This window comes from Roseicella aerolata (assembly GCF_020523605.1).
Taxonomy (GTDB): domain Bacteria; phylum Pseudomonadota; class Alphaproteobacteria; order Acetobacterales; family Acetobacteraceae; genus Paracraurococcus; species Paracraurococcus aerolatus.
The window spans coordinates 46526-65818 of sequence record NZ_JAJAQI010000025.1 but is presented as its reverse complement, the minus strand read 5'-3'; the positions used below and the strand labels follow the sequence as shown (position 1 = coordinate 65818).

At 72.5% G+C, this 19293-nt stretch carries 16 protein-coding genes; 12 read left to right on the top strand and 4 right to left on the bottom strand.

Features of this window, described 5'->3' with window-relative positions:
- Positions 1 to 46 precede the first annotated feature (46 nt).
- The 7 genes from LHA35_RS16625 (at position 47) to LHA35_RS16595 (ending at position 7122) form a co-directional block, all read left to right on the top strand.
- A complete protein-coding gene (locus LHA35_RS16625; protein ID WP_226609965.1) occupies positions 47 to 358 on the top strand; it encodes a hypothetical protein in 312 nt (103 codons plus the stop codon).
- A 910-nt stretch (positions 359 to 1268) separates the two neighbouring features.
- Positions 1269 to 4154, top strand: coding sequence for a monovalent cation/H+ antiporter subunit A (locus LHA35_RS16620; RefSeq protein WP_226609964.1), 2886 nt, complete (start codon positions 1269 to 1271; stop codon positions 4152 to 4154).
- Positions 4154 to 4504 (top strand): Na+/H+ antiporter subunit C, encoded by a 351-nt coding sequence (locus LHA35_RS16615; RefSeq protein ID WP_226609963.1) that lies wholly within the window; start codon positions 4154 to 4156, stop codon positions 4502 to 4504. Before LHA35_RS16620 ends, LHA35_RS16615 begins: the two co-directional genes overlap by 1 nt.
- A complete protein-coding gene (locus LHA35_RS16610; protein WP_226609961.1) occupies positions 4501 to 6036 on the top strand; it encodes a monovalent cation/H+ antiporter subunit D in 1536 nt (511 codons plus the stop codon). The genes LHA35_RS16615 and LHA35_RS16610 overlap by 4 nt, the downstream gene beginning before the upstream one ends.
- On the top strand, positions 6033 to 6530 hold the full coding sequence (locus LHA35_RS16605) for a Na+/H+ antiporter subunit E (protein WP_226609959.1): 498 nt from the start codon (positions 6033 to 6035) through the stop codon (positions 6528 to 6530). Before LHA35_RS16610 ends, LHA35_RS16605 begins: the two co-directional genes overlap by 4 nt.
- Positions 6524 to 6793 (top strand): K+/H+ antiporter subunit F, encoded by a 270-nt coding sequence (locus LHA35_RS16600; protein ID WP_226609957.1) that lies wholly within the window; start codon positions 6524 to 6526, stop codon positions 6791 to 6793. The genes LHA35_RS16605 and LHA35_RS16600 overlap by 7 nt, the downstream gene beginning before the upstream one ends.
- A 14-nt stretch (positions 6794 to 6807) precedes the next feature.
- Positions 6808 to 7122: a Na+/H+ antiporter subunit G gene (locus LHA35_RS16595; RefSeq protein ID WP_226610012.1), complete on the top strand. Its 315-nt coding sequence runs from the start codon at positions 6808 to 6810 to the stop codon at positions 7120 to 7122.
- 184 nt (positions 7123 to 7306) lie between these two features.
- Here LHA35_RS16595 and LHA35_RS16590 read toward each other — a convergent pair whose 3' ends face one another.
- The 4 genes from LHA35_RS16590 to LHA35_RS16575 form a co-directional block, all read right to left on the bottom strand.
- Positions 7307 to 8680, bottom strand: coding sequence for an MFS transporter (locus LHA35_RS16590; RefSeq protein WP_226609955.1), 1374 nt, complete (start codon positions 8678 to 8680; stop codon positions 7307 to 7309).
- Entirely contained in the window at positions 8677 to 10668 is a 1992-nt protein-coding gene (locus LHA35_RS16585; protein WP_226609952.1) for a BCCT family transporter, read from the bottom strand. The genes LHA35_RS16590 and LHA35_RS16585 overlap by 4 nt, the downstream gene beginning before the upstream one ends.
- 351 nt (positions 10669 to 11019) lie before the next feature.
- The gene (locus LHA35_RS16580) at positions 11020 to 11361 is read right to left on the bottom strand and encodes a hypothetical protein (RefSeq protein WP_226609950.1); all 342 of its coding nucleotides are present in this window, start codon (positions 11359 to 11361) and stop codon (positions 11020 to 11022) included.
- Positions 11362 to 11538: 177 nt separating this feature from the next.
- Positions 11539 to 12630, bottom strand: a complete 1092-nt coding sequence (locus LHA35_RS16575) for an alpha/beta hydrolase (protein WP_226609947.1) — start codon at positions 12628 to 12630, stop codon at positions 11539 to 11541.
- A gap of 236 nt (positions 12631 to 12866) precedes the next feature.
- Between LHA35_RS16575 and LHA35_RS16570 the strand changes: the two genes are divergently transcribed.
- From LHA35_RS16570 to LHA35_RS16550, 5 genes are all read left to right on the top strand, one after another.
- On the top strand, positions 12867 to 13604 hold the full coding sequence (locus tag LHA35_RS16570) for a carbonic anhydrase (RefSeq protein WP_226609945.1): 738 nt from the start codon (positions 12867 to 12869) through the stop codon (positions 13602 to 13604).
- Positions 13605 to 13707: 103 nt separating this feature from the next.
- Positions 13708 to 16398, top strand: coding sequence for a leucine--tRNA ligase (gene leuS / locus LHA35_RS16565; RefSeq protein ID WP_226609942.1), 2691 nt, complete (start codon positions 13708 to 13710; stop codon positions 16396 to 16398).
- A complete protein-coding gene (gene lptE / locus LHA35_RS16560; protein WP_226609940.1) occupies positions 16376 to 16987 on the top strand; it encodes an LPS assembly lipoprotein LptE in 612 nt (203 codons plus the stop codon). Before leuS ends, lptE begins: the two co-directional genes overlap by 23 nt.
- Positions 16988 to 17142: 155 nt before the next feature.
- On the top strand, positions 17143 to 18162 hold the full coding sequence (gene holA, locus LHA35_RS16555; RefSeq protein ID WP_226609938.1) for a DNA polymerase III subunit delta: 1020 nt from the start codon (positions 17143 to 17145) through the stop codon (positions 18160 to 18162).
- 265 nt (positions 18163 to 18427) lie between these two features.
- Complete coding sequence (locus tag LHA35_RS16550; protein ID WP_226609936.1) at positions 18428 to 19261, top strand: class I SAM-dependent methyltransferase; 834 nt, start codon at positions 18428 to 18430, stop codon at positions 19259 to 19261.
- Positions 19262 to 19293: the final 32 nt, after the last annotated feature.

The following is a 19293-nucleotide window of genomic DNA, read 5'->3' as shown; positions in this document are numbered from 1 at the left end:
CGCTCTGGTCTCGCCCCCGCCGCCCCCGTGACAGGACCCCCGCGCCATGCCTGCCCCGAAGCTTCCGGTCGCCGTCGCCTTCCTCCTCCGCCACGCCGCCATCGGCTTCGGGCTGGCCGCGCTGCTGATCCTGGCGCTGTTCTGGGCCAATCCCGGCGGCGTGGCGGAGGTGCTGCGCCGCGCCCCGGGCCATCCCTGGCCCGCCCTGCTGCTCTGGTTCTTCTGCGGCCTGACCCTCGGCGCCGTGCAGATCGGCGTCGCCGTCATGCTGGAGGACCGGCCGCCCGATGATGACGAGCGCGGCGGCGGCCGGCGGGAGCCGGTGCCGGTGCCCGTCCTGGCCGCGCGCCGGGGCTGAGCGGCCACTGGAACGGGTGATCCCGGCGCGGATGGCGGGCCGCGGGCATCCGGGTGCATCTGCAGCATGGCTCGGCCGCCTTCTGTCTCCGGGGCGCCGGGCGGCCGCGTTCCATCGCCTGCTGCAGGAGCGACGGTCCCTGGCGGGTTGGGCCGCCGCATCGGGCTGGCGCGGCGGGCAGGCTGACCGGCGCTGTGTCGCCGACGGCGCCGATGGTTTCCAGCGTCATGGAGCGGGCGCGCTGCCTGCCATGGGCGGCGCCGGTCCGGCGTAAGTCCCGACCTGCAGCCGCCATCGGCGGCCGCGGCCGCTTCCGCGTGTCACCATTCCTGCGGAACGCCATCGTTGCGGATGCAGCACCGGCTGTGGGGCAGAGGCTCGATCCGGGGCGTTCACGCACCCGAGTGACCGGCGCCGGCCTGGTGGCGCTGCATTCCGCCGCCAGCGGGACAGGGTCCGGCCCCACGGCCCGCGAATGCCCCTGACCTCGGGGGCGCTACCGCGCCCGGCAGCAGCAGGTCGCAAAATCGGCATGCAGCCGGCGAACACGGGGTAGCGCGCCGCGTTCCTGCGCCGATCTGGAGTGTCGTGCCCCGCGGTGTAGACTGGCCGCGGGCGGTGCGGCGCGCCTTGCGGAGCTGGATGTGCCGGACTGCACAGGATGGAGGTGACGATGCGCGATCTGCCGGCAGCGAGGCTCCCGGGCATGACATCACACGGGACGGCTGCCAGCGGAGCAGGCGCCCGCCTCCGCGATACCGGGGCCGCCGGCACGCTGCATGGCCGGTGCTGAGATGCGGTCGGGTCCGCTTCGGATGCCATCCGCGGGTCTTCGCCCGTGCCGGGTGCAGGCGCCATGCCTGCGGCAAGGCCGGTCGCCTCGGTCATTCCATCGGCCGGGGGTGACCTGATGCCCGGCGCCACCCTGCCGCTGGCCGTTCTCGCGCTCTTCCTGGGCGCGGCCCTGGTCGGCGCCCTCTCGCCCCGCATCGGCCGGAGCGCCACGGCCTGGCTGGCCGCCGCGGCCATGGCGGTTCCCGCGCTGCTGCTCGCCCCGCTCGTCCCCGCCGCCTTCGCGGGCGAGGTCGTCGTCTTCCGCATTCCCTGGCTGACCGCCTGGGGCCTCGACCTCTCCTTCCGCTTCGATGGGCTCGGCCTGCTGTTCTCCCTGCTGATCCTCGGCATTGGCCAGCTCATCGTGCTCTATGCCGCCTATTACATGCCGAAGAAGGACGGGCTCGGGCGCCTCTACGGCACCCTCCTCGCCTTCGCCGGCGGCATGCTCGGCGTGGTGCTGTCCGAGAACCTGCTGCTGCTGGTGGTGTGCTGGGAGATCACCAGCATCACCTCCTTCCTGCTCATCGCCTACAAGCACGACGAGGTGGAGGCGCGGATCGCGGCCCGCATGGCGCTGGCGGTCACCGGCGGCGGGGGGCTCGCCCTGCTCGCGGGGGTGCTGCTGCTCGGCCGCATCACCGGCAGCCTGGAATTGTCCGTGATCCTGGCATCGGGCGAGGCGATCCGCGCCCACGCGCTCTATCCGGTGATGCTGGTCCTGGTGCTGCTCGGCGCCTTCACCAAGTCGGCGCAGTTTCCCTTCCACTTCTGGCTGCCCAACGCCATGGCGGCGCCGACGCCGGTCAGCGCCTACCTCCACTCCGCGACCATGGTGAAGGCGGGCGTCTTCCTGCTCGCGCGCCTCTTCCCCGCCCTGTCGGGCACGCCGGAGTGGTTCGGACTGGTCAGCGGCACGGGCGCGGTCACGCTCGTCTATGGCGCCTATGTCGCGCTGCTCAAGCACGACCTGAAGGGGCTGCTCGCCTATTCTACGGTCAGCCATCTCGGGCTGATCACCCTGCTGCTCGGGATGGAGACGGAGCTCAGCACCGTCGCCGCGGTGTTCCACATCATCAACCACGCGACCTTCAAGGCCTCGCTCTTCATGGCGGCCGGCATCATCGACCACGAATGCGGCACGCGGGACATGCGGCGGATCAACGGTCTGTTCCGCTTCATGCCGCGGACCGCGGTGCTCGGCATGGTGGCGGCCGCCGCGATGGCGGGGGTGCCGCTGATGAACGGCTTCCTCAGCAAGGAGATGTTCTTCACCGAGGCGGTGGAGCATCCCGCGCTGGCCGGCTACGCCTATCTCCTGCCGGCCTTCGCCACCCTGGCCGGCCTGCTCTCGGTCGCCTACTCGATCCGCTTCGTCCACGACGTCTTCTTCAACGGCGATCCGATCGACCTGCCCCGCGCGCCGCATGAGCCGGTGCGCTGGATGCGGGCGCCGGTCGGCATCCTCGCCACGCTCTGCCTGGTCGTCGGGCTGCTGCCGCAGCTCTCGGTCGGTGCCCTGCTCTGGACGGCCTCGGCCGCGGCGCTCGGCGGGCCGCCGCCGGCCTACAAGCTGGCCATCTGGCACGGCTTCAACCTGCCCCTGGCGATGAGCCTGGTGGCGCTGGCGGGCGGGGTTCTCTGGTACCGCTTCCGCCACGTGCTGTACGGCCTGCATGAGCGCTTCGCCCCGAAGCTGAAGAGCCCGGCGGCCTTCGAGCGCGTCTTCAACGCGGCCGCGCGCTTCTCCCGCAGCGTCTTCGCTGCCCTGGATACGGGCTCGCTCCGCCGCTACCTCGCCTTCCTCGTGCTCGCGGCGCTGGGGCTCGGTCTCTTCGGCCATATGGGAGCCGGGCCGGCACCCCTTGCCGGGGACCTGCCGCACACGCCGACCGATCCGGCGGCCTGGGGCGCGCTGCTCGCCCTGCTGGTCGGCGCCTTCGGCTGCGCGGCGATGCATCGCCGGCGGCTGATCGCGGTGGTCTTCGCCAGCGTCGTCGGCCTGATCGTCTCCCTCACCTTCATCCGCTTCTCGGCACCCGACCTGGCGCTGACCCAGCTCTCGGTCGAGGTGGTGACCATCGTGCTGCTGCTGCTGGCCCTGCGCTACCTGCCGACGGAGGCGCCGCGCGAGGCGCCGGCCGGGCGCCGTGCCCGCGACATCGCCATCGCCGCGGCCGGGGGGGCCGGCGCCACCGCGCTGGCCTATGCCATGCTGACGCGGCCCTTCGAGACCGTCTCCGGCTGGTTCACCGCCAATGCGGTCGAGGGCGGCGGCGGCACCAATGTGGTCAATGTCATCCTGGTCGATTTCCGCGGCTTCGACACGCTGGGCGAGATCACGGTGCTGGCCATCGCCGCGCTCGGCGCGCATGCGCTGCTCGAGGGGCTGCGGCTGCGTCCCCTGGCCGGGAGCGCCGAATCCGCGGCCGACCGCCACCCGGTCATGCTGGCGATGCTGATGCGACCGCTGCTGCCGCTGGCCCTGACCGCGGCCTTCTACATCCTCCTGCGCGGGCACAACCTGCCGGGCGGCGGCTTCATCGCCGGGCTGATCACCGGCGTGGTGCTGATCCTGCAGTATCTCGCGGTGGGGATCGAGGTCACCAGCGCCCGGCTGCGCGTGGACCACCTGCGCCTCTTCGCCCTCGGCCTCGGCCTCGCGGTCGGGACGGGGCTGGCCAGCATGGCCTTCGGCGCGCCCTTCCTCACGGGGACGCATGGCTACGTGCCGATCCCGCTGGTGGGCAAGACCCACCTCGCCTCGGCGCTGGTCTTCGACCTCGGCGTCTATCTCACGGTGGTGGCGACCGTGTTGCTGGTCCTCTCGGAGTTGGGGCGGCTCAGCCACCGCGAGCGCGCCGGCATGGCCGGCTCGCCGGCCGGCCTGCGCCCGCCGGCGACCCGCGCCGAGGCGGCCGTCGCCGGCACCCCGACGGCCGCCGGGGAGGGCCGCGCCTGATGGAACTGATCGTCTCGGCCGGGATCGGCGCCCTCGTCGCCACCGGCATCTACCTCATCCTGCGGGAGCGCAGCTTCTCCGTGGTGCTCGGGCTGACCCTCCTCTCCTATGCCGCCAATCTGTTCATCTTCGCCGGTGGGCGCCTCTCGGCCGAGGCCCCGCCGCTGGTGCTGGATGCGGTCGCCGCCGGCACCGCCCTCGCGGCGGACCCGCTGCCGCAGGCGCTCGTCCTCACCGCCATCGTCATCAGCTTCGGCATGACGGCCTTCCTGGTGGCCTTCGCGCTGCGCACCCTCGCGGAAACCGGCGGCGACCATGTGGATGGCGGCGACGGGGAGGGCCGGCGATGATCCACCTGCCCCTGCTGCCCGTCCTGGTGCCGCTGGTCGCGGCCATCCTGCAGCTTGCCCTGCACCGCGCCGGGCCTGGCCTGGCGCGCGGGCTCGGCCTCGCCTCGGTGGCGCTGCTCGCGCTGGCCTCGGCGCTGCTGCTGCGGGCGACGGGGGATGGCGGCGTCATCCCCGTCCAGCTCGGCAACTGGCCCGCCCCCTTCGGCATCACCTTCGTCGCGGACCGGCTCGCCGCGACCATGGTGGCGGTCACGACCGCGGTCGCCATCCCCGCGCTGCTGGCCGCCACCGACGGCACGGACCGGATGGGCCGGCACTTCCACCCCTTCTTCCAGCTTCAGCTCGCCGGGCTGAACGGCGCCTTCCTCACCGGCGACCTGTTCAACCTCTTCGTCTTCTTCGAGGTGCTGCTGATCGCCTCCTACGGCCTGCTGGCGCATGGCGGCGGGCCGGCCCGGGCGCGGACGGGGCTGCACTACGTGGCGCTGAACCTGGCGGGATCGATCCTGTTCCTGTTCGCGCTCGGCCTGCTCTACGGCACGCTCGGCACGCTGAACCTGGCGGATGTGGCGGGCAGGCTCGCCACCGTGCCGGAAGCGGACCAGCCGCTCGTCCGCACCGCCCTTGCCCTGATGCTGGGCGTCTTCGCCTTCAAGGCGGCGATCCTGCCGCTCGGCTTCTGGCTGCCGCATGCCTATGCCGCGGCGAGCGCCCCGGTCGCCGCGCTCTACGCCGTGCTGACCAAGGTGGGGATCTACGCCATGCTGCGGCTCTCGGCCACGGCGCTGGCGGGCACGCCATGGACGGCGGACCTGCTCGCGCCCTGGCTCATGCCGGCCGCCCTCGGCACGGTGGTGGTGGCGACCCTGGGCGTGCTGGCCGCCCGGCGGCTCGGTCCCATGGTCGCGCATCTGCTGCTGCTCTCGACCGGCATGCTGGCGGTGGGCGTGGCGGTGGGCGGGCCGGCGATGCTGGCCGCCCTGCTCTACTACCTCCCGCACACCACGCTGGTCAGCGCCGCGCTGTTCCTGCTCGTCGGGCGCATCGTCGCCTGGCGGGGCGAGGCGGCGGACCGGATCGAGCACGGCCCCCGGCCGCCCGGCGCGGGATGGCTCGCGGCGGCCTTCCTCGCCCTGGCGATCGCCGTGACCGGCCTGCCGCCGCTCTCCGGCTTCCTCGGCAAGGTCATGATGCTGGCCGCGGCGCCGGCCACGCCCACGGGCTATGTCATCTGGGGGAGCTTCATCCTCTCCGGCTTCGTGGGCGCGCTCGCCATGGCCCGCGCCGCCAGCGTGCTGTTCTGGGAACCCGTCGGCCCGCTCCGGGAAGCCCCGCCCGGTCCGGCGGGACGGGCCCGGGCCGATCTGGCGCTCGCGCTGTCGCTCGCCTTCGTGCCCCTGCTCGTCCTCGGCGCCGCCCCTCTCTCGGCCCATGCGCAGGCCACGGCCGAGCAGATCGCGGCGCGCCGCCCCTATCTGGAGGCCGTCCTGCCCGATGGCTCGGCGCCGGTGGCCCGGGAGCGCCGGCCATGAGCGGGTTCTACCGCGTCCTGCCGCAGCCGGTGATGAGCCTGCTCATCCTCGGCCTCTGGCTCATCCTCGCCCCGGCGCCGACGCTCGGCCAGGTGCTGATAGGCCTGATCCTCGCTATCGCGCTGCCCTGGGCCACGCGCGGCTTCTGGCCGGACCGGCCGCGGCTGACCAATATCGGCGCCGCCCTGCGCCTGCTCGCCGTGTTCCTGGCCGATGTCATCATGGCGAACCTGGTCGTCGCGCGGCAGATCCTCGGGCCCGTCGGCCGGCTCCGGCCAGCCTTCCTCGAGGTGCCGCTCGACCTCCGCGATCCCTTCGTCGCCACCCTCCTCGGCAGCATCGTCTCGCTGACACCCGGCACGGTCTCGGCCGAGATCGACCGCGAGCGCTGGGTGCTGCAGGTGCATGTGCTGCACCTGGAGGACAGCGCCGAGGCCGTGGCCCTCATCAAGGCCCGCTACGAGGCCCCGCTCAGAAAGGTGTTCCGATGCTGACCCTGGCCCTGCCCGTTGCGATCGGCATGGTGGCGCTCGCTATGGCCCTCAACCTCTGGCGCCTCGTGCAGGGCCCGGACCTGCCGGACCGGATCCTCGCCCTCGACACGCTCGGCATCAACACCATCGCGCTCGTCATGCTGCTCGGCATCGCGCTCGGCAGCGTCGTCTACTTCGAGGCGGCGCTGATCGTGGCCATGATGGGCTTCGTCGGCACGGTGGCGCTCTGCAAGTTCATCCTGTCCGGCGACATCATCGAATAGGGGGCGGGGTGGCCATGCTGATGGAGATCCTGGTCAGCCTGCTGATCCTGGTGGGCGGCGCCTTCGCGCTGCTCGGCTCGGTGGGGCTGGCGCGGCTGCCCGACTTCTTCATGCGGCTGCACGGGCCGACCAAGGCGACGACCCTCGGTGTCGGCTCGGTCGTGCTGGCCGCGCTGGTGCATGGCGGGCTGGGGGAGGAAGGCGGCGGGTTGCGCGAGCTCGCCATCACGCTGTTCCTGTTCATCACCGCACCGGTCACGGCGCATCTGCTCTCGAAGGCGGCGCTGGCGGAGCGGCGGCGCCAGGAGCGGACGCAGAAGCAGAGCTGAAGGTGGCAGGCCGTATCCGGCGGCAGGGGTACCGTTCCGGCCGGGATCTGCGGCCTTCGGTGCTTCGCCGCCTCCACGTCAGCGCGGATCGCGGACGGGCGTGCACGCCCGGAAGCGTGACTCTGCCCGAAAAACAAGGAGCTACGGCGGATGGGCGTTCAGAGGGGAACGTGATCCACTGCCGTCACGCGGCGGCATGATCGGGTCCCGCCTTCGCAGGCCGCCCATCCGTGGCGTGCCGGCGAAGGTGGCCATCCTCCGCTTCGGCCTGGCGGCCGCCCCGGGCCGCATCGGGGGGCACTTCCGGATGCAGCGCCGCCGCGGCGGGCGTGGTGCGCGGCAGCGCGAGGAAGGGCCCCTGCTGTTCGGAGGGGACGGGCCCGCGGACGCGCAGGCGCCACAGGCCGAAGAGGAAGCCGGCGGCGCCGATGCAGGCCGTAAAGGCGAAGAGCCCGGCGCTGCCCAGGATGGACATCGCGGCGGAAGCCGCGCGCGGCCCCAGGGTGGCCCCGGCCGAGAAGGCGAGCACCAGCCCGCCGCTGGCGGCGATGCGCTCCTCCCGCGGCAGGTGGTCGTTCGTATGCGCCACGCAGAGCGGATAGAGCGCAAAGGCGAAGCCGCCGAACAGGGCGGCCGCCCCGAGCAGCGCCGCCTGACCATGCTGCGCGGCCAGCGGGACCGCGGCCCCGGCCAGGGTGAGCGCCGCGAGCGTGGCGAGCGTCACCAGGCGCCGGTCGAAGGCATCGGAGAGCCGGCCCAGCGGCCATTGCAGCAGGACGCCGCCGGAGATCACGACGCTCATGAACAAGGCCGTGCCGGCGGCATCGAAGCCGGCCGCGTCGCGCGCGAATACCGGGCCGAGGGGATAGATCGCGCCAAGGACCAGCCCGCTCGCCACCGTCCCCACGACGCCGAGCGGGGAGGCCGCGTAGAGCCTGCGGGCCGAGAGGGAGGCAACCTCGGGGAGTTGCGGTGGGGTCATGCGGGTGAGCGCGACCGGCAGCACGGAGAGCGAGAGCAGGATCGAGACAAGGATGAAGACGCGGAAGGCGCCGGGCCCGTCGCCGAGCCCGAGCAGGAACTGGCCGGCCGCCTGCCCCAGATAGAGGCAGATCATGTAGGCGGCGAGGATCTTGCCGCGGGTCGCGGGGCCGCTCCGGTCGTTCAGCCAGCTCTCCACGCAGATGAAGACGCCGGCCATGCAGAAGCCCTCGGCCAGGCGCAGCGCCGCCCAGGCCAGCGGGTGCGGCAGCAGCGGATAGGCCAGCGCCGTGGCCGAGAGGACCGAGGCGAAGGCCGCGAAGGTGCGGATGTGGCCCACCTGCAGGACCAGCCGGTAGGCGAGGAGCGAGCCGAGCGTCAGCCCGGCGAAATAGGCGGCCATGATGGTGCCGATGGCGAGGCGCGCCGTATCGGCCGCCTCCAGCCGCAGGCTGAGGAGCGTGGTCAGCGGGCCATTGCCCGCCATGGCGAGGGCCACGCCGGCCAGCAGCGCGGCGACCGGACGCAGGGTGCCGGGCGGGACCGCGCCCGGCACCCTCTCGGCCGACCCGCTCACCCGACCCGCTCGGCCGCGTGCAGGAAGTTCAGGTGGTGCTCGTACTGGGCCAGCACGTCGGCGATCAGCTCCTCGCGCCCGTAGCCCATCACGTCGTAGTCCTGCCCGCCCTCCAGCAGGAAGACCTCGGCCCGGTAGTAGCGGTCGCGTTGGTCATCGGCCTCCGCCGCCCGCTCGAAGAAGGCGAAGCTCGGCAGGGCGTAGCCCCGGGCGCGGATGCCGTAGCGGAACTCCTCCCGCTCGCCCGGTGACGTCACGAGGCGGAGCCGGTCCTCCTCCCGCAGCAGCCTGGCCTCGACGCCGCGCGCCCGGAGCTCGCGGGCCACGGCCTCGAGGCCCGGCGCCGCGACCTCGTCCAGGAAGGTCATGACCTCGGCCCGGGAGGGGTGGTGCAGGATGGTGTGGAGCCGCCGCTGCCAGGCCCCGGTCCCGCCCATGACGGCGAGGGACGGGGCCTGCCGGACGGCCGTGCGCAGCGCCTCCATCCGGAGCGCCTTGAGGAGCCCGTAGCACATCGCCAGCATGACGATGGTGAAGGGCAGGGCGCTGGCAATGGTCGCGGTCTGCAGGCTCTTCAGCCCGCCGGCGAAGAGCAGGACCGCGGCGACCGCCCCGGTGAGCAGGGCCCAGAAGACCCGGCGCCAGGCCGGCGACTCCTCCGTCCCGCCGGCGGTGATGGTGTCGATGACGAGCGCCGCCGAATCCGCCGAGGTCACGAAGAAGCTGACCACCAGCAGCGTGGCGAGCGCGGAGGCGATGAGGGAGAGCGGGAACTGCTCAAGGAAGGTGAAGAGCGCGAGCGGCACGCTGGCCGCGACGGTCTCCGAGACGGCGGTGGTGGCGCCAGAGAGGTGCAGCCAGATGGCGGTGTTCCCGAACACCGTCATCCATACCAGGGTGAAGCCCGTCGGCACGAAGAGGACGCCGAGGACGAATTCGCGGATGGTGCGGCCGCGCGAGATCCGCGCGATGAACATGCCGACGAAGGGCGACCAGGAGATCCACCAGGCCCAGTAGAACAGCGTCCAGCCAGCGATCCAGCTGTTCGGTTCGTAGGCGTAGAGCAGGAAGGTGCGGGTGACGAAGTCGTCTATGTAGGCGCCGGTGTTCTGCACCAGCGCCTTCAGCAGGAAGACGGTCGGCCCGACCGCCGCCACGAACAGCAGAAGGGCGGCCGCCAGCACCATGTTGAAGATGCTGAGCCGCCGGATGCCGGCATCCAGGCCGAGCGCGACCGAGATCGTCGCCATGGCGGTGATCACCGCGATCAGGACGACCTGCGCCGGAAGCGATTCCGGAAGGCCGGCGAGATGCGCGAGGCCCGCATTGATCTGCAGCACCCCGAGACCGAGCGAGGTGGCGACGCCGAAGACGGTGCCGAGCACGGCGAAGACATCGATCGCCTGGCCGATCGGCCCGTGGATGCGCTCCCCGATCAGCGGATAGAAGGCCGAGCGGACCGTCAGCGGCAGGCCGTGGCGGAAGCCGAAATAAGCCAGTGACAGCCCGACGACGGCATAGATCGCCCAGGCATGCACGCCCCAATGGAAGAAGGTGATGCGCATGGCGGCGCGCGCGGCCTCGGCCGTGCCGCCTTCCCCCAGCGGGGGCGTGGTGAAGTGCATGATCGGCTCGGCCACCCCGAAGAAGACGAGGCCGATGCCCATCCCGGCGCTGAAGAGCATCGCGAACCATGATCCGTAGCTGAAATCCGGCTCGGAATGGTTGGGTCCCAGCCTGACCTGGCCATGGGGGGAGATCGCGAGATAGAGCACGAAGAAAAGGAAGACGGCCACCGAGAGCAGGTAGAACCAGCCGAGCCGGTCCATGATCCAGGCCTGCGCGGCGCTGAAGACGTCACCGACGGTCTCGGGCGCCAGCGCGCCGCAGAGAACGATGGCCACGACCAGCGCGGCGGAGACAGGAAATACGGACCCCTTGGCTTTCGCGGAGGCCGGCCCGCGCCCGGGCTGCGTCATCTCAAGCATGTATGTCTACTTCTTTCCCGCTGCGCTCCCACGGAACATCGGCTCGGGACCCTCCGCGACCTGGGCGGGAGGGCGGAGCGGTGGGGCTCGGCGGGGTGAGCAACGCTCCGGGCACCGCCCGGTTACGCGCCATGATGTGCTCCTCGGTGTTCTGCCGGGAAGCATGCGGGCCCGCATCATGCCAGCCGGCATCGGCCCTGACCCGCAGCCGCCCCGGGCGGCCGGGGCGGTGCCGGCGGCCGAGGCCGGAGTCACGCGGCAGCGTGCTTCCGGGGCAGTTCAGCCTGGATCCCTTCGCCCCCGGCCCCGGACCGGGGCGATGGCGCGCCGGGCCGGGGATGGCGGCGCGGATCAGCGCCGGTTGGCCACCTCCAGCCCGCTGCCCGTAGGCGCGGGCGTCATCCCCGGGCCCTGGGCCGGCTGGCAGCCATCCAGCACCGGCCGCCAGTCATTGGTCCGGCAGCGCTTGCCGCGCTCGCAATAGCCGACCACCACCGCCTCCTCGTTCACCAGCGTGTGGACGGCACAGGGGCGCTGCATCAGCGCGGGATGGATGCGCAGCTCCTCCCAGCTCAGCGCCTGGGTGGAGAGCGAGACCGCGCGGACGGCGGTCAGGTCGGCCTCCTCGGCCGATTGCCTGGGCCCGGCGCAGGCGACGAGACCAAGCAGCAACAGCAATGGGGCGAAACGCATGGTGGAACCTCCACCGGGAGGATTAACTCCCCTCCATGATCTGTTTTCGCAACAAGGCTGCGAGCAAACGGCATGGCAGGTCACGAGTCGGGGCGCAAAAGGCGATGCCGCCTGGCGCAACTCCACCGTACCGTTATCCCGCCCGCGGGAGAGGGCAGGGCGGTCCGGCCGCCGGCCTCAGCCGCCGCCACAGGCGCTTCGCCGCAGGCCGCGCGGCGCCGCCGCCTCGGGCGCCTGCACCAGGCTCAGCAGGCAACCGCCCTGCAGCAGGGTGAAGCGCAGGTCATGCGCCCCGGCATGGCCGCGCAGCGGCGGCTCCGGCCAGAGGGCGAGGGTCGGCGCCGCCCTCTCCCGCGCCAGCGCCTCCAGCAGGGCGGCCCGGCGCTCGGGCTCCGGGTCGAACTCATCGCCCTCGAACAGCACCACGGCCAGGCGCGGGCCGGCGGCCGGCAGCCCGGCCAGCAGGCGGCGGAAATCATCGGCGGCGGCGCCGTGATTGTTCGGGCGGCTTAGCTCCCCATGCGCCGCCGGGGCGGTGGCGATCACCGCCTCCACCAGCTCGGGCCGCTCGGCGGCGGCCATGATGGCCTGCCAGCCGCCGCGCGACTGGCCGCCGAGGATGATGCGGCGGTACCCCGCCTCCCGCAGCGCCGGCAGGCCGGCGGTCAGGCGCGGCAGGCTGGCATAGAGGCTGTCCTCGCCCGGGTGCCGGTCGAAGCGCAGCACATCCCAGCCATTGTCGTTGAGCAGGGAAACGAAGGCCGGCGTCGGCGCCTTGCGGTTGTCCCGCTCCGGCCCGCCATAGCCATGGCTCCAGACCAGCACGCCGCGCGCCGTCTGCGGGCCGCGGCGCAGCAGCAGGGGCGCAGGGCGGAAGGGGCCGATCCCGCCCTCGGCCAGCGGCACGGCGGGGCCGCCGGGCCGGCCGGCATCCAGGGCCAGCAGGCGGCATTCCGCCTGGAGCTGGCCGAGCGCGCGCCGGCAGCGCTCCAGCGCCGCCGCCTCGGCCTGCCCGGGTGTCGCGGCGCCGCCGGCGAATCCCCAGGCGGAGCGGCCGGCGGGATCGCGCGCGAGCGCGAAGGCGGCATGCGGCATCATGCCGCGATAGAGCAGGCCATAGGTGGCGGCGAGGGTAAGGGAGGGGTTCGGCGCGCCGAGGGCGGCGACCGCAAAGACCTCCCGATAGGCGGTCTCCTCCGCCACGGATTGGGCGGGCGCGTCGCGCAGCGGAAGGAGCAGCAGCAGCAGCAAGGCAAGCAGGCGGTGCATCACGGACCTGGAACGGGTTGCCGGAGGATGGGACGGGGCGGCAGCCGCCGCAATGCCGGGGCGCCGGCCGGGCGGGCGGTGGGCGGGACCATCATGCCACCGCTGCGGACCGGCGGCGTTCGGGCCGTCAGCCGCCGCAGCCGCGCGCGGCCCGGCGGCGTGCCGCCGGAAGCACGAACGGACCCGCGGCGCAGGCCGGCCCGGCCCGGCGCCTGGGGCCAGGCGGGAGACATGCCATGCCCATCCCCCTCTGCGGTTGCCATCCGGGCTTCCCCCTGGCGCCGGGCCGGCGCGGCCTGGCGGGCCTTGCCGCCGGCGCGCTGGTGGCCGCTTCCCTGCCCGGCGCCGCGCGGGCGGCCGACCCGGTGCGCAAGACCGACCTCACCCCCAACCAGGCGCTGGCCCGGCTGAAGGAGGGCAATGAGCGCTTCGTCACCGACGCGCCCTTCCGTGCCGCGCAGGGGCGGGAGCGGCGGGTCGAGCTGGCGCGCGGCCAGGCGCCCTTCTGCGTGTTGATCGGCTGCTCCGACAGCCGGGTGCCGCCCGAATTGCTCTTCGGCCGCGGCCTCGGCGAGCTCTTCATCGTGCGCAATGCCGGCAACACGGTGGACACCGCCGCGCTCGGCAGCGTGGAGTATGGCGTCGGGGTGCTCGGCTGCCCGCTGATCGTGGTGCTGGGGCATGAAAGCTGCGGCGCCGTCGCCGCGGCGGTGGATGCGGTGGAGCGCGATGCGAGCTTCCCCGGCGTGATCGGGGAGATGATCCAGCCCATCATCCCGGCGGTGCTGACCGCGCGGCGGGAGGGCGGCCGGACCCTCGATGCCGCCGTGCAGGCCAATGCGCGGCGGGTGGCGATGCGGCTCCGGACGCAGAGCGCGGTGCTGCAGCAGGCGCTGACGGCCGGGCGGCTGAAGATCGTGCCGGCGCATTACGACCTGGATGACGGGGAGGTGCACTGGCTGGAGCAGGGCTAAGGGGTGGCAGGAAGGCTGCGGGGCGGGACGCCACCGGCAAGGCCGCACTTCCCTCACGCGGGACAGAGGCTTATTCCCTTGGCCCGAGCAGATCATGACGGCCATGAACGACGCCAGCACCGCTTCCCGCCCGGACCAGCGCCAGGACATCCGGCACGACTTCAAATCCGCCGAGCCGCGCTGGCAGGCGGAATGGGACAGGCGCGCCTGTTTCTCGGTGCCCGACATCCCGCCACCCGAGGCGAAGAAATATTACGTCCTGGAGATGTTCCCGTATCCCAGCGGGAAGATCCATATGGGCCATGTCCGCAACTATACGCTGGGCGACGTGGTCGCGCGCTACAAGCGCGCGCGCGGGCACATGGTGATGCACCCGATGGGCTGGGACGCCTTCGGCCTGCCCGCCGAGAATGCGGCGCGGGAGCGCGGCATCCACCCCGGCACCTGGACCTACCAGAACATCGCCAATATGCGCGCCGAGCTGAAGCGCATGGGCCTCTCGATCGAGTGGGCGCGCGAATTCGCCACCTGCGACGCCGAGTATTACGGCCGGCAGCAGAAGCTCTTCCTCGATTTCCACAAGGCCGGGCTGGTCGAGCGGAAGGAGAGCTGGGTCAACTGGGACCCGGTGGACGGCACCGTCCTGGCGAATGAGCAGGTGATCGACGGGCGCGGCTGGCGCTCCGGCGCGCTGGTCGAGAAGAAGCAGCTCAGCCAGTGGTTCTTCAGCATCACCAAGTATGCGCCGGACCTGCTGGAGGCGCTGGGGACGCTGGACCGCTGGCCCGAGCGCGTGAAGCTGATGCAGGCCAACTGGATCGGCCGCAGCGAGGGCGCGCGGGTGCGCTTCCGGCTGGCCGAGCCGGTGGGTGGCATCGCCCAGGATGACCGGAAGGCCGAAGGGCCTGGAGGTCTGAATCCGGAGGCGCAGATCAGCGAGGTGGAGGTCTTCACCACCCGGCCCGATACGCTCTTCGGCATGAGCTTCCTCGCCGTCGCCGCCGAGCACCCGCTGGCCGCGGCCGCCGCGGCGCGTGACCCGAAGGCGGCCGAGTTCATCGCGGAGTGCCGCCGCATGGGCACTTCGGAGGCGGCGATCGAGCAGGCGGAGAAGCGCGGCTACGACACCGGCTTCCGCGTGCAGCATCCCTTCCTCGAAGGCGTGACCTTCCCGGTCTGGATCGCCAATTTCGTGCTGATGGAATACGGCACCGGCGCGATCTTCGGCTGCCCGGCCCATGACGAGCGCGACTTCGAATTCGCCTCCAAATACGGGCTGACGATCAGGCCGGTGGTGCTGCCGCCGGGCGCCGATCCCGCGCGCTTCTCGTTGGACGGCAAGGCCTATGTGGATGACGGCACCATCTTCAATTCCGGCTTCCTCGACGGGCTCGATGTCGCCGCCGCGAAGCGCAAGGCGATCGAGGCGCTGGAGCGATCGGGGCAGGGGACGGGCGTGGTCAACTGGCGGCTCCGCGACTGGGGCGTCTCCCGCCAGCGCTACTGGGGCTGCCCGATCCCCTTCATCCATTGCGAGGCCTGCGGCGTCGTCCCCGTGCCGGACGACCAGTTGCCGGTGAAGCTGCCGGAGGACGTGGATTTCTCGAAGCCGGGCAACCCGCTCGACAACCACCCCAGCTGGAAGCACGTGAACTGCCCGTCCTGCGGCAAGCCGGCGCGGCGCGAGACCGATACCTGCGACACCTTCGTGGACAGTTCCTGGTACTTCGCGCGCTTCTGCTCGCCGCGCGCGGACGCCCCGGTGACGAAGGCCGCCGTGGATGCCTGGCTGCCGGTGGACCAGTATATCGGCGGCATCGAGCACGCGATCCTGCACCTGCTCTACAGCCGCTTCTTCACCCGCGGCATGCGTGACACCGGGCACCTGACCATCGCGGAACCCTTCGAGGGGCTCTTCACCCAGGGCATGGTGCAGCATGAGAGCTACAAGGGCACCGATGGCCGCTGGCTCTATCCGGAGGAGGTGGAGTTCAGCCTCGCCCCCGACGGCACGCGCAGCGCGGTGGTGAAGGGCACCAACGAGCCCGTCACCATCGGCCGTGTCGAGGCGATGTCGAAGTCGAAGCGCAACACGGTGGATCCGGGCGCCATCATCGACAGATACGGTGCGGACACCGCCCGCTGGTTCATCCTCTCCGACAACCCGCCGGAGCGGGACATGGAGTGGACGGAGAGCGGCGTCGCCGGCGCCTACCGCTTCACCCAGCGGCTCTACCGGCTGGTGGCAGCGGCGCTGCCCGGCCTGCCGCCTGCCGGCACCTCGCCGGAAGGCGCGACGGGTGCCGCGAAGAAGCTGCGGCAGGTGACGCACAGGACCATCGCCGCGGTGACCGAGGCGCTGGAGAGCTTCGCCTTCAACGTCGCCGTCGCGCGCATCCATGAATTCGCCAATGCCATCGCCGATGCCGGGGAGGGTGAGGGCATGGGTGCCGCGCGACGCGAGGCGCTGGAGGCGATCGCGCGCCTCGCCTCGCCCATGATGCCGCACCTGGCGGAGGAGTTGTGGTCGCTGCTGAACCCGGGCACGGAGGCGCTGGTCGCCCAGCTTCCCTGGCTGGAGGCCGATCCGGCCCTGCTGAAGGCGGAGACGGTGACGCTCGCCGTGCAGGTTCTCGGCAAGTTGCGCGGCACGATCGAGGTGGCGGTGGACGCGGATGAGGCTACCATCTTCGCGCTCGCGGAGGCGGAGGAGAATGTGCAGCGGACCATTGCCGGCAAGCCCATCCGGAAGCGCATCCATGTGCCGGGCCGTGTCGTCAACTTCGTCGTCTAGCCTCGTGCCGCGCGACGACCGGGCGGGACAGGCGGGCCGCCCGCCCTCTCGCCGCGCCCTGCTGGGCGTGGCGGGGCTGCTCGGCCTTTCCGGCTGCGGCTTCCGCCCGCTCTACGCGCCGATCACGGCGGCGGATGGCAGCGAATCCGACCTGGCCACGGAACTCGCCGCGGTGCGCGTCGGGCCGATCCATGAGCGGTCCGGCCAGATCCTGCGGCGCAACCTGCAGCGGCGGCTGGAGGACAGCCAGCCGGGCACGCCTGCGCGCTACATGCTGAACGTGCAGGTGGTGCCGGGCATCGAGGTGCTGGGCTACCGGCGGGACGGCACCATCAGCCGCCTCCGCTACATCTTCACCGGCACTTGGGATCTGGCGACGCTCTCCGTCCCGCCGCAGACGGTGGCGCGCTCGGCAATCCCGTACCGGACCCTCGACTCCTTCAACATCCCGGACCTGCAGTTCTTCTCGGCCGACAGCGCCCGGGACGCGCTGGAGAGCCGGGCGATGGAGCAGATCTCCGAGGAGATCACCCGGCAGGTGGCGCTGGCGCTGCGGCGCCAGAAGGAAACCGGGACCGCGACCGGCTGAGGGCAGGGTTCCGGGCGCCGGGCCATTGCGGATCGCGTTCCTGCCTGAACGCCGGTCCGTTGCAGGCCCCTCTATTCGTGCAGCGTCACGCGCCCGGCCCTTCGCGGCCTGCCGCGATCTGCGCTTCTACCCCCCATACACAGGAGAGGGCGGCGATGGCGAAGCTCGACGCACGGCGGACCGGCGCCTTCCTGGCCGATCCGGGGGCCTGCCGCGTGGTGCTGCTGCATGGTGACGATCCCGGCCTGATCCGGGAACGCTGCGAGGCGCTGATCCGCACGGTGACCGAGGGCGACAGCCTGCGCCTGGTCGAGGCCGGCAAGGAGATGCTGCGGGCGCCGAATGCGCTGGCGAATGAGGCGGCGAGCTCCCCGCTGACCGGCGGGCGCGTGCTGGTGCGGCTGCGCGACGCCGGCGACGGCAAGCAGGCGGTGGAGGCCGCCAGGGCGGCGCTGTCCGGGCCCGGGCCGGGGCTGGTGGTGATCGAGGCGCCGGAACTGCGCACCTCCGCCGCGCTGTTCAAGGCGGTGGAAGGCTCGGCGGCCGGTGCCGTCATTGCCTGCTACCGGGAGCGGGGGGCGGAACTCTCGGCCTCCATCGGGCGGATCCTGCAGGAGCTGGGCGTCTCGGCCGAGCCGGCGGCGCTGGAATGGCTGGCGCAGCGCCTGGGCGAGGACCGGATGCTGCTGCGGCGGGAGCTGGAGAAGCTCGCCCTCTTCGTCGGGCAGGGCGGCAAGGTGACGCCGGAAGCGGCGGTCGCCTGCGTGGCGGAGGGCTCGGCGCTGGACCTGGAGGAGGCGCTGATGGCCGCCATGGCGGGGGAGGTGGCCTCGGCCGACAAGGCGCTGGACACCGCCTTCGCCGAGGGCGCGAACGCCGTGCAGGTGGTGCGGGCGGCGCTGCGCCATGTGCAGCGGCTGCACCTCGCCTCGCTGGCCGTGGCGGCGGGGGCGGCGCCGGCCGGGGCGCTGGAGGCGCTGCGACCGCCGGTCTTCTTCCGCCACAAGCCGGCGATGGAGCGGGCGCTGCGGGTCTGGCGGCCCGATGCGCTGGAGGCGGCCGGGGCGGCGCTGCTGGAGGCGGAGCGGCGGACCAAGACCACGGGCCTGCCGGCGAACACCATCGCCCGGAACGCGGTGACAGGGCTGGCGCGGCAGGCGGCTGCGCGGCGCTGAGGGGGTAGCGCCGTCATTACCTTGGGGTTGACGGTGCCCGCGGCTCCTGCGGCCTGCGCCTCGCCGCCGGCGTGGGAACGTCCTCGCGATCTCCTGGACGGCACGCCGCGCCGGGGCACAATCTGGTGACGGTGGCCACCGATCGGTGACGGCGCGGATCCCGGCCCGCCATCCGCTCGATGCGTCGGGCCTGTTCTGTGGCGGATGCATCCGGACGGCGACCGCCCCTCATCCCCCACCGGTCGCGCCGCCCGGGAGGTGCGCCATGACGACAGGCCCAGGACAGCCCAGCTTCAAGGAATTCGAGCGCGACGGCTGGCATCGGCAGGCCCCGCATTATGACGAGCGGGCCGGCCGGATGACGAGCGAGGTGGTGGCACCCCTGCTGGAGGCGGTGGGCGCCCGGACCGGCATGCGCCTGCTCGATATCTGCTGCGGGCCGGGCTACCTGGTGGATGAGGCGGCGGCGAGGGGCCTCGCCCCCATAGGCATCGATATCGCGCCGGCGATGGTGGAGCTTGCGCGCCGGCGGGTCATCGGTGCCGAGTTCCGCATCGGCGATGCGGAGGCGCTGGATTTCGGCGACCAGGCTTTCGATGCGGTGGTCTGCGCCTTCGGCCTGCTGCATCTAGCGCAGCCCGAGGCCGCGATCGCCGAGGCCTTCCGCGTGCTGCGGCCCGGCGGATGCTACGCCTTCACGGTCTGGGACGGGCCGGAGCGGGCGGCCTTCCTCGGCCTCGGCATGCAGGCGGTGCTGGCGCATGCCGATATGGGCGTGCCGCTGCCGCCTGGCCCGCCGATCTTCCAGCTGGCCGATCGCGCCGCCACCGGGGCGGTGCTGGAGCGCGCGGGTTTCCGCGCGGTGACGGTGCGGGAGATCCCCATCGCCTTCCGCGAGGCACGGCCCGAGGATGCCTGGGACTGGTTCGAGAAGAGCACCGTGCGGACCATGGGCCTGATCGCCCAGCAGAGGCCGGAGGTCCAGGCGCGCATCCGGGCCGCGATCATCGAGGCCGCAGGCCGCCATGCCGGACCCGCGGGCGTCGCCATCCCGAGCCCCGCCCTGCTCTTCGCCGCGCGGCGGCCGCCCCTGGCGTAATGCCCGGATGGGGGAGGGGCATTTTCTCCCCC

Coding starts and splice junctions, on each gene's coding strand:
- LHA35_RS16625 (WP_226609965.1), top strand. CDS start 47: ATGCCTGCCCCGAAGCTTCCGGTCGCCGTCGCCTTCCTCCTCCGCCAC.
- LHA35_RS16620 (WP_226609964.1), top strand. CDS start 1,269: ATGCCCGGCGCCACCCTGCCGCTGGCCGTTCTCGCGCTCTTCCTGGGC.
- LHA35_RS16615 (WP_226609963.1), top strand. CDS start 4,154: ATGGAACTGATCGTCTCGGCCGGGATCGGCGCCCTCGTCGCCACCGGC.
- LHA35_RS16610 (WP_226609961.1), top strand. CDS start 4,501: ATGATCCACCTGCCCCTGCTGCCCGTCCTGGTGCCGCTGGTCGCGGCC.
- LHA35_RS16605 (WP_226609959.1), top strand. CDS start 6,033: ATGAGCGGGTTCTACCGCGTCCTGCCGCAGCCGGTGATGAGCCTGCTC.
- LHA35_RS16600 (WP_226609957.1), top strand. CDS start 6,524: ATGCTGACCCTGGCCCTGCCCGTTGCGATCGGCATGGTGGCGCTCGCT.
- LHA35_RS16595 (WP_226610012.1), top strand. CDS start 6,808: ATGCTGATGGAGATCCTGGTCAGCCTGCTGATCCTGGTGGGCGGCGCC.
- LHA35_RS16585 (WP_226609952.1), bottom strand. CDS start 10,668: ATGCTTGAGATGACGCAGCCCGGGCGCGGGCCGGCCTCCGCGAAAGCC.
- LHA35_RS16580 (WP_226609950.1), bottom strand. CDS start 11,361: ATGCGTTTCGCCCCATTGCTGTTGCTGCTTGGTCTCGTCGCCTGCGCC.
- LHA35_RS16575 (WP_226609947.1), bottom strand. CDS start 12,630: ATGCACCGCCTGCTTGCCTTGCTGCTGCTGCTGCTCCTTCCGCTGCGC.
- LHA35_RS16570 (WP_226609945.1), top strand. CDS start 12,867: ATGCCCATCCCCCTCTGCGGTTGCCATCCGGGCTTCCCCCTGGCGCCG.
- leuS (WP_226609942.1), top strand. CDS start 13,708: ATGAACGACGCCAGCACCGCTTCCCGCCCGGACCAGCGCCAGGACATC.
- holA (WP_226609938.1), top strand. CDS start 17,143: ATGGCGAAGCTCGACGCACGGCGGACCGGCGCCTTCCTGGCCGATCCG.
- LHA35_RS16550 (WP_226609936.1), top strand. CDS start 18,428: ATGACGACAGGCCCAGGACAGCCCAGCTTCAAGGAATTCGAGCGCGAC.